2 protein-coding genes are annotated in these 1,100 nt (G+C 43.7%); both read right to left on the bottom strand.

Annotation, left to right across the window (positions count from 1 at the left end):
- Positions 1–165 (bottom strand): YiiD C-terminal domain-containing protein (locus tag A3757_RS27990; RefSeq protein ID WP_197469637.1); only part of this gene is annotated, 165 nt, incomplete at its 3' end.
- 133 nt (positions 166–298) lie between these two features.
- Positions 299–1,100: S1 RNA-binding domain-containing protein (locus A3757_RS01405; RefSeq protein ID WP_156506091.1), on the bottom strand; the 802-nt coding region annotated here is incomplete at its 5' end.

The following is a 1,100-nucleotide window of genomic DNA, read 5'->3' as shown; positions in this document are numbered from 1 at the left end:
AAAAGCGGTGCCTTTATCGTTAATATTCTCTGATAACGGTGCGCTGACCTTTAGTGTTTCGCCATCATAGGCATCAATAGAAACCTGGGCGGCACGAGCCAGCGGGAGATGTTTGATGAGAAAGGCCTCTAGCGCCTGCCCTTGCTTAGAATAATTTTCCACCATTACCGCCTCTCACTGTTTCCTACTCTTTTTTATTGAAGGTATTTTAAGCATAAAAAAAGGGAGGTTTTCAAACCTCCCTTCCTTTAATGGCCACTCAATGCACTGCAAGTGACCTAAGTTTCATCACTAAAGCTTATTCAGCTTCAGCTAATTCTTTCATGCTTAGCTTGATACGGCCTCGGTTATCGACATCTAGAACCTTAACCTTAACCATCTGACCCTCTTCAAGAACATCAGTTACTTTCTCAACACGCTCATTTGAGATTTGAGAAATATGAACCAAGCCATCTTTACCAGGCAAGATATTAACGAATGCACCGAAATCAACGATACGCTCAACTTTACCTTCGTAAACCTGACCAATTTCAGCTTCAGCAGTGATACCCATAATCATATCGATAGCTGCTTGAGCACTCGCATTGTCTTCACCAAATACCTTGATAGAACCGTCATCTTCGATATCAACTGATGCACCAGTCTGTTCAGTAATAGAACGGATCGTTGCACCACCTTTACCGATAACGTCACGAATCTTGTCAGCGTGAACACTCATGGTACGCATTGCAGGAGCCTTGTCAGACAAGTTCTCGCGAGATGCATCAATTACCTTGTTCATTTCACCAAGAATATGAATACGAGCATCGTGTGCCTGCTTAAGTGCGATATCCATGATCTGCTCATTGATACCTTCGATCTTGATATCCATCTGCAAAGCAGTAATACCTTCGTCAGTACCCGCTACTTTAAAGTCCATATCGCCTAAGTGATCTTCATCACCCAAGATATCAGTCAGAACGGCAAAGTCATCACCTTCTTTAACCAAGCCCATTGCGATACCCGCAACTGGCGCAGCTAAAGGTACACCCGCATCCATCATTGCCAAGCTGCTTCCGCAAACACTTGCCATTGAGCTAGAACCGTTAGATTCTGTGATT

The organism is Oleiphilus sp. HI0117 (assembly GCF_001635235.1).
Note: the sequence above shows the minus strand (reverse complement) of the source record. Positions and strands in the feature narration are given on the sequence as shown.